Source organism: Mycobacterium sp. (assembly GCF_032162105.1).
Lineage (GTDB): Bacteria > Actinomycetota > Actinomycetes > Mycobacteriales > Mycobacteriaceae > Mycobacterium.
In genome coordinates, this window is record NZ_JAVRPS010000644.1 from 1 (window position 1) to 7,645 (window position 7,645).

6 protein-coding genes and 1 pseudogene are annotated in these 7,645 nt (G+C 67.7%); 2 read left to right on the forward strand and 5 right to left on the reverse strand.

What is annotated here, in order from left to right; genetic code table 11:
* From QOC69_RS32425 to QOC69_RS32440, 4 genes and pseudogenes are all read right to left on the reverse strand, one after another.
* Positions 1 to 489: LLM class flavin-dependent oxidoreductase (locus tag QOC69_RS32425; RefSeq protein ID WP_526446595.1), on the reverse strand; the 489-nt coding region annotated here is incomplete at its 3' end.
* Positions 490 to 555: 66 nt separating this feature from the next.
* Complete coding sequence (locus tag QOC69_RS32430) at positions 556 to 1,518, reverse strand: o-succinylbenzoate synthase (protein WP_526446596.1); 963 nt, start codon at positions 1,516 to 1,518, stop codon at positions 556 to 558.
* Between the two features lie 9 nt (positions 1,519 to 1,527).
* The gene (locus QOC69_RS32435) at positions 1,528 to 3,090 is read right to left on the reverse strand and encodes a long-chain-fatty-acid--CoA ligase (RefSeq protein ID WP_526446597.1); all 1,563 of its coding nucleotides are present in this window, start codon (positions 3,088 to 3,090) and stop codon (positions 1,528 to 1,530) included.
* A 17-nt stretch (positions 3,091 to 3,107) separates the two neighbouring features.
* Positions 3,108 to 4,727 (reverse strand): annotated as a pseudogene (locus QOC69_RS32440) (amidohydrolase).
* Positions 4,728 to 4,877: 150 nt separating this feature from the next.
* Here QOC69_RS32440 and QOC69_RS32445 point away from each other — a divergent pair.
* Positions 4,878 to 5,303 (forward strand): YciI family protein, encoded by a 426-nt coding sequence (locus tag QOC69_RS32445; protein ID WP_526446598.1) that lies wholly within the window; start codon positions 4,878 to 4,880, stop codon positions 5,301 to 5,303.
* Between the two features lie 63 nt (positions 5,304 to 5,366).
* Here QOC69_RS32445 and QOC69_RS32450 read toward each other — a convergent pair whose 3' ends face one another.
* On the reverse strand, positions 5,367 to 6,059 hold the full coding sequence (locus QOC69_RS32450; RefSeq protein ID WP_526446599.1) for a DUF4189 domain-containing protein: 693 nt from the start codon (positions 6,057 to 6,059) through the stop codon (positions 5,367 to 5,369).
* 234 nt (positions 6,060 to 6,293) lie between these two features.
* On the opposite strand from QOC69_RS32450, the gene fadD8 reads away from it, so the two are divergent.
* Positions 6,294 to 7,645: fatty-acid--CoA ligase FadD8 (gene fadD8 / locus QOC69_RS32455; protein ID WP_526446600.1), on the forward strand; the 1,352-nt coding region annotated here is incomplete at its 3' end.

The window sequence follows — 7,645 nt, forward strand, 5'->3', positions numbered from 1 at the left end:
TTCGCCGTTGGAGTCCCACAGGGCACGGATGGTGGCCATCGCCTCCTCGAAGCGCGCGACGGGCTTGGACCAGTCGACTCCGTAGGGTTCGTTGCCCTCGCGCTCTCCGGTGCCGATGCCCAGAATGGCGCGCCCGCGGGTCAGCAGGTGCAGGGTCGCCGCGGCCTGAGCCGTGACGGCCGGGTTGCGCCGACCGGTGTCGGTCACACCGACGCCCAGACGCAGGCGGCCAACCCGGTTGCGCGCTGCGATGTGGCCGAGCATGGTCCACGGTTCCAGGTAGGCATCCGCCGACGGCAGGATCCGTGCGCCGCCGCAGTACTTCGGTTGCCACAGCGAGCGCGGGAATAGCGCGTTGAGGTGGTCGGGCACCCAGAACGAATCGACGCGACCCGCGACCGCACTCAGGTAACTCGCCCTGGTGAACGCGTCGGCCGCCGGACGCGCGGCGATGATCGGATCCATGATGCCCACTCGGAAGCCAGCCATGTCTGAGCCCTTTCGTCGTTGCGGCTCAGTCTTTCGACGCTGCGGGTGGGCGCCTAGAGTAGCGGGCTACTCGAAAAGCAGCGGGTAGCAGGCCGTCACGCGCTCGATCCACCATTGCCGTCGCGGCGGCGTGGCGGCCAGCGCGGCCAGCCGAGCGGGATCGGGCACGACGGGCCCGACCGGCAGGTAACCGTCCACCGGCGGCGACGGGTCGGTGACGTCCTCGACGAACAGTCCGCCGGTGCCCAACCCGCAGGCATGACGCAGGTCGGGCAGGCACGCGGCGGCCAACAGGCCGCGCGACATGCCGACAGCGGAGTCCAGCGCGCTCGACACCACGATCGGGATGTCGATCTGGCCCGCGATGTCCAGCAGGCGCGCGACCCCGCCCAGCGGCGCGACTTTCAGCACCGCCACGTCGGCGGCCTTCGAGCGCACCACGTGCAGCGGGTCGTCGGCCTTGCGGATGCTCTCGTCGGCGGCCACCGGCACGTCGACGAGGCGGCGCACCTCGGCCAGCTCGGGGACCGTCGCGCAGGGTTGTTCCAGGTACTCCAGCGGGCCGTCGGCGGTCAGAGCTAGAGCGGCCGCAACCGCTTCCGGCACGGTCCAGCCGCCGTTGGCGTCCACGCGGACCGTCGGCACCAGCGCGCGCACGGCGTTGACCCTCGCGACGTCGTCGGCCAGCGTCTGGCCGGGCTCGGCCACCTTCACCTTGGCCGTCCGCGCGCCGGGGAACCGGGCCAGCACCTCGGGCACCCGCACCGCGTCGACCGCGGGCACCGTGGCGTTGATCGGGACGCGCGTCCGCACCGGAACGGGAGACGTCTCGTAGGCGGCCTCGACCGCCGAAGCCAACCACTGGGCGGCCTCGGCTGGCCCGTACTCGAGAAAGGCGCCGAACTCACCCCAGCCCAGCGGTCCTTCGATGAGCGCCATCTCGCGAACGTCGATGCCGCGGAACCGAACTCGCATCGGCAACGCGACGACGTGCAAACGCTCGAGAAGATCCTCGACTGACGGGGTCACGGACCAAGGCTAGACCGCGCGGCCGCTACCCTCCCAGTGCGGCTTGCGGAGATCCTTCTTCAGGATCTTGCCGGTGGGGTTGCGCGGCAAGGCGTCCACGACGTCGACGGTCTTGGGGCACTTGTAGGCAGCCAGCTGCTCGCGGGCGAACGCGATGATCTCCGCCTCCGTAGCCTCGCCGTCAAGCGCCACAATGGCTTTCACCGCTTCACCCCACTTCTCGTCGGGCACGCCGATGACGGCGACCTCGGCGACCGCGGGATGCTCGGCCAGCACCCGCTCCACCTCGATGGAGTAGATGTTCTCGCCGCCGGAGATGATCATGTCCTTGAGCCGGTCCTCGACGAAGATGTAGCCGCCGTCGTCGACGCGGCCGATGTCGCCGCTGCGGAACCAGCCGTCCTCGGTGATCGCCTCGGCAGTCGCCTCCGGCTTGTTGTGATAGCCCTTCATCAATTGCTTTGTCCGGAACCACAATTCGCCTTGCTCGCCCGCGGGTACGTCCTCAAGCGTGTCGGGATTGACCACCCGAACCTCCGAGCCGGGCACCACTTTGCCCGCGCTGGTCATGCGCTCCTCGTTCTCACTGCGATGGTCCTCGGGCATCAACCGGCTGACCACGCCGCACACCTCGGTCAGTCCGTACGCCTGAATGAAGTCTGTGTTCGGCCACGCCTTCAGTGCCGCCCGCAGCAGCGGCATCGGCATCGGCGATGCGCCGTACGCGTAGGTCTTGAGCGCACTGAACAACTTCACCGCATCGTCGCCGGACTCCAGCACCTTGGCCAGCACGGCAGGTACCAGGAAGGTCCGGTTGGCGCCCTTGAGGATTCCGCCCGCCAACGACATCCCGTCGACGTCGCGCGTAATGATGCTGGCGCTCCCGCTGTGCAGACCGAACTGGGCATACGACGAACCGGCGACGTGGAACATCGGCATCGCCACCAGGTTCTTGTCCCCCTCGTCGAGTTCCCAATTGTCGAACCCGTTGACGGTGTGCGCGATGATGTTGGACTGCGTCAACGCCACGCCCTTGGGCCTTCCGGTGGTGCCCGAGGAGTACATGATGATGCAGACGTCGCCGGGGTCGACGTCGGGCGAGCGGTCGGCGGGCGTAGCCGCCGCGAGCATCGCCTCGTACTCGTCGCCGTCGCCGCCCTCCGGCGTGACCTCGATGACTTGCTCGACGTGCGGCAGCTTGTCGCGCAGCGCCTCGACGCCCGGCTTCAGCTCCGCCCCGACGACAAGGAGCTTGGCGCCCGAGTCGTTGAGCACGTAGTCCATCTCGTCGGCCGCAAGGCGAAAGTTGATGATGGCGTTGGCCGCGCCGATCGACGCGGCCGCGACCGTCAACTCCACGCAGGCCGGGTGGTTCTTGTCCAGGAACGCGACGACGTCACCGCGTTTGACACCTCGCTCGGTCAGCGCTCCGGCCAGACGCCGGACGCGGTCGTTCCACTGCGACCACGTCCAGCTCCGGTCCAGATAGGTGACGGCTTCGGCATCCGGCTTGGCTTTCGCCCAGTGCGCCAAACGTTCGTCGAGGAAGCGGGGCTCAGGCAGCTCAGACATGAATCGAGCGTGCCACGTCAACGCCGACCGTCAATCGGAATCGGCATAACGCGGCGACCCGCAAGGTAGGTCGTGCGGACCACGAGGTCGGCGATGTCCTCCGGTGGGACGGCCCGCGGGTCGGCCGACAGCACCACCAGGTCGGCGTACTTGCCGACCTCCAGCGAGCCGATCACATCGTCGGCGAACAGCTGCCAGGCCGCGTCGATGGTCTGCGCCCGGATGGCCTGCTCGACCGTGATCCGCTCCTGCGGGCCGATCACCCGGCCGCTTGGCGCGATGCGGGTGGCGGCGACACTGATGTTGCGCAGCGGCTCCTCCGGCGTGACGGGCGGGTCGTTGTGCAGCGAGATGCGCATGCCGGTGGCGAGTGCGGAACCGCATGGCATCCAACGGCTTCCGCGTTCGGGCCCGAACAGACCGTCGACGATGATGTCGCCCCAGTAGTGGATCTGGTCGACGAACAGGCTGCAGGTGACGCCGAGGTCGTGGGCGCGCTGCAGCTGCTCGTCCCGGATCGCGCCGACGTGCTCGAGCCGAAGCCGGTGGTCGTCGCGGGGCCAGCGCCGCAGGGCCTCTTCGTAGATGTCGAGGATGGTGTCGACGCCGGCGTCGCCCATCACGTGGCACGACAGCGGCCAGCCCCGAGGGAAGTAGGCGTGCACGATCTCTACGAGCTGTTCGGGCGTGTAGTTGGCGTGTCAGCACGACCCAGGGGGCACGCCGATGGTGCGGGTCGCGTCGGTGTCCAGATAGGGAAAGGACAGGTCGATGTTGCCGATCCACGGCGACCCGTCGACCCAGATCTTGATGCCGACCTGGCGGAACAGGTCATCGCCGTTGACCGGCGTCATGTCGGTGGTCATCTCGGCGTTGGAGACCTCGTAGACGCGCAGGCGCACGGTGAGGTCGCCGCGCATCTGCTCGAGGACGGGCCGGAAGGCCGGTTCGAACGCCATCTCCGAACACGTGGTGAGGCCGACGCGATTGAGCCTGCCGAGTTCGGCGTGCAGCATCGCGGGATAGTCGCTCGGCTTGATCGCACCGCCCAGCACGCTGAACACCGCGCCGGTCTCTTCGGCGGTGCCGTCGAGGTCGCCGTTGTCGTCGCGGCCGTACTTCGCGCCCTTGGGGTCCGGGGTGTCGCGGGTCACGCCGGCCCGCTGCGCCGCCGCGGAATTGAAGTAGGCCTTGTGCCCGGAATTGTGGACGATCACCAGCGGGGTATCGGGTGCCTCGCCGTTGAGCCATGCCAATGTCGGCTCCGGCACGCCGGATTGCAGCAGCGGATCCCAGCCGTTGAGGTAGGCGCCGTCGGCCCCCCGCTTGGTCACCTCGTTGCGGATCGCCTCGACGATCTGGTCGGGGTCGCGCATCGTGACGGGCCGGATGTCGACCATGCGATCGGACAGCACGATGGCCTCCATCATCGGATGCCCGTGCGCCTCGACGAGGCCAGGCATGACGCAGCCGTTGCCGAGTTCGATGGTCTCGGTGCCGGGTCCGATCCACCCGGCGACGTCGGCGCAGTCACCGACCGCGACGATCCGCCCGTCGGCCACCGCGAGCGCTTCGGCGGTGGGACGGTCATCGTCCACGGTCAGCACCGTCCCGAAGAAGACCAGCTCAGCAGGCATGAACGCATCCAGGCGAAGTCACGGAAAGGATTCTTCAGAAAACTTTCGTGGCGCGTGTCGATTTCGGGGGTTGCCGTTCGACGTGAGTAACGAGGGGCACTTGAACAAGAATGGACCGGCCCCGTCCACCAACCAGAAGGAGACAGAACAATGGCGCGTTACATGCTGATCCTGCGGTCCACCCCGGCGGCCGAAGTGGCGATGGCGGAGCAGAACATCGACTTCGACCAGATCATCGAGTCGATGGGCCGCTACAACGAGGAGCTCATCAAGGCGGGCGTGCTGCTCGCAGGCGAGGGTCTGGCCGGTCCGGAAGAGGGCTTCGCGGTCAACTTCGATTCCGATCCGCCCGCCGTGACCGACGGCCCCTACACCGAGGCCAAGGAGCTGTTCAACGGCTTCTGGATCCTCGACGTGTCGTCGATCGACGAGGCCAAGCAGTGGGCGCTCAAGTGCCCGCTGGGCACCGGCGCCAGGCTCGAGGTGCGCCGCGTGTCCGAGACCGAGGAGTTCGATCAGGACAACGAGTGGATCCAGAAGGAACTTCAGTGGAAGAAGGACGGCGTCTGGAAGTAGTGCCGACGCGACGCAGTCCCCGGCGGTGTAACCCATCGCCGGGGACTGCGCTGCTGCTGGGGCTCAGAAGAACGTCGAGGTCTGGGTACTCGTCCCGTTGTCACAGGTGATGTTGACGTCCCAGTTCGAGAACTTCGGAATCGCCGGGACGATCACCAGGTCGTAGGTCGCCTTCGCCGCCAGGAAGAAGCTGCGGTGATAGCCGTCGGAGTCGTAGACGCACTGCGAAGCGACCCCACTGCGGTCGGTGATGTGCGCCGTCAGACCACCGATCCGCGGATCCCACGACACAGCCGGACCCTGTTTTGGCGCGGGCGGCGGGGGTGGCGGTGGCGGAGGAGGCGGCGGTGCTGGCTCCGGCTGACTGGCCTGCCTGCGTGACGCGGCCGCGGCGTTGTCCGCGGCGGCCTGGTCGCGGACGCCGGGCACCACGCACACCTGATCGCCGCCGAAGGCATCCCGCCAGACGAAGCCCTGCTTGCAGGTGTTCGGTCCGTACGGGCCCCCGTTGGGCTCCTTGTTCTGCGCCGCCGCGGCGTTCTGTGCAGCGGTTTGGCTGCGGACGTCCGGGGTGACGCACACCGTGTCGCCCGACCGCGCCTCGCGCCAGACGAAGCCCTGGATACAGGTGTCCGGCCCGTAGGGCAAGGGTGGGGCAGCCGCCGCCGGGGGCACCGCGGCGATCACGCCGAGGGCCCCGAATGCTGCGACCGACAGCAGGACAAGCACCCACTGTCTTGCGCTACTTCGAGTCATGATGTCGATCTCCTTCAGATGCACCGGCGAACAGGCAAGTGCCAGTGGATTTTTCGCCGCAAGCCAGCGCTCACGGTCGTCTGAAAGCTATTCCCGCGTCAGGCAGGGGTCGCGAGTAGCGGACTACCCGACTTCGCGACGGGTATTTGCCCGAGGGCGAGTAGGACCGCGCCGGCGCGGCGATTACGGCGGTACCGATGAACGGTTTCTGTAACACGTTCTAGTCTGGTTGCCATGAGTGACGACCTGCTGCGCCATCCGATCCACTCGGGACACATCACCGCCGAGGCGCTGAGGCGCCACAAGGACAAGCCGGTGCTGTTCCTCGGCGAGACCACACTGACCGGCGGGCAGTTGGCCGAACGCATCAGCCAGTACATTCAGGCGTTCGAGGCGCTCGGCGCAGGCACCGGGAGCATCTCGGGCCTGCTGTCGCTGAATCGACCCGAGGTGCTGATGATCATCGGTGCCAGCCAGACGCGGGGCTTCCGGCGCACGGCGCTACACCCTCTCGGCTCGCTCGACGACCACGCCTTCGTGCTCTCCGACGCCGAGGTGACGTCGTTGATCATCGATCCGAATCCGATGTTCGTCGAACGGGCCTTGGGCCTGCTCGAGAAGGTGCCCTCGCTCAAGCAGATCCTGACCATCGGCCCCGTGCCCGAGGCATTGGCCGGGCACGCGGCCGTCGACCTCACGGCCGAGGCCGCGAAGTACGAGCCCAAGCCGCTGGTGGCCGCGGACCTTCCTCCGGATCACATCGGCGGGATGACGTACACCGGCGGCACCACCGGTAGGCCCAAGGGCGTCATGGGCACGACGCAGTCGATCACCACCATGACGACCGTTCAGCTCGCTGAGTGGGAGTGGCCGGACAATCCGCGGTTCCTGATGTGCACGCCGCTGTCGCACGCGGGCGCAGCGTTCTTCACGCCGGTCATCGTGAAGGGCGGCGAGCTCATCGTGCTGACGAAGTTCGACCCAGCCGAGGTGCTGCGCGTGATCGAGGAGCAGAAGATCTCCGCGACCATGCTGGTGCCGTCGATGATCTACGCGTTGATGGATCACCCCGATTCGCACACCCGCGACCTGTCCTCGTTGGAGACCGTGTACTACGGCGCCTCGGCCATGAACCCGGTGCGCCTGCGCGAAGCCATCGACCGGTTCGGCCCGATCTTCGCGCAGTACTACGGGCAGTCCGAGGCGCCGATGGTGATCACCTACCTGGCCAAGGGCGACCATGACGAGAAGCGGCTGACCTCCTGCGGACGGCCAACGCTGTTCGCCCGCACCGCCCTGCTCGGCGAGGACGGCAACCCCGTCGCCCAGGGCGAGGTCGGGGAGATCTGCGTGTCCGGCCCGCTGTTGTGCGGCGGCTACTGGAACCTGCCGGAGGCCACCGCGGAGACGTTTCGCGACGGCTGGATGCACACCGGCGACCTGGCCCGCGAGGACGAGGACGGCTTCTGGTACATCGTCGACCGCACCAAGGACATGATCGTCACCGGCGGTTTCAACGTGTTCCCGCGCGAGGTGGAAGACGTTGTCGCCGAACATCCCTCGGTGGCCCAGGTGTGCGTGATCGG

Coding starts and splice junctions, on each gene's coding strand:
- QOC69_RS32435 (WP_526446597.1), bottom strand. CDS start 3,090: ATGTCTGAGCTGCCTGAGCCCCGCTTCCTCGACGAACGTTTGGCGCAC.
- QOC69_RS32445 (WP_526446598.1), top strand. CDS start 4,878: ATGGCGCGTTACATGCTGATCCTGCGGTCCACCCCGGCGGCCGAAGTG.
- QOC69_RS32450 (WP_526446599.1), bottom strand. CDS start 6,059: ATGACTCGAAGTAGCGCAAGACAGTGGGTGCTTGTCCTGCTGTCGGTC.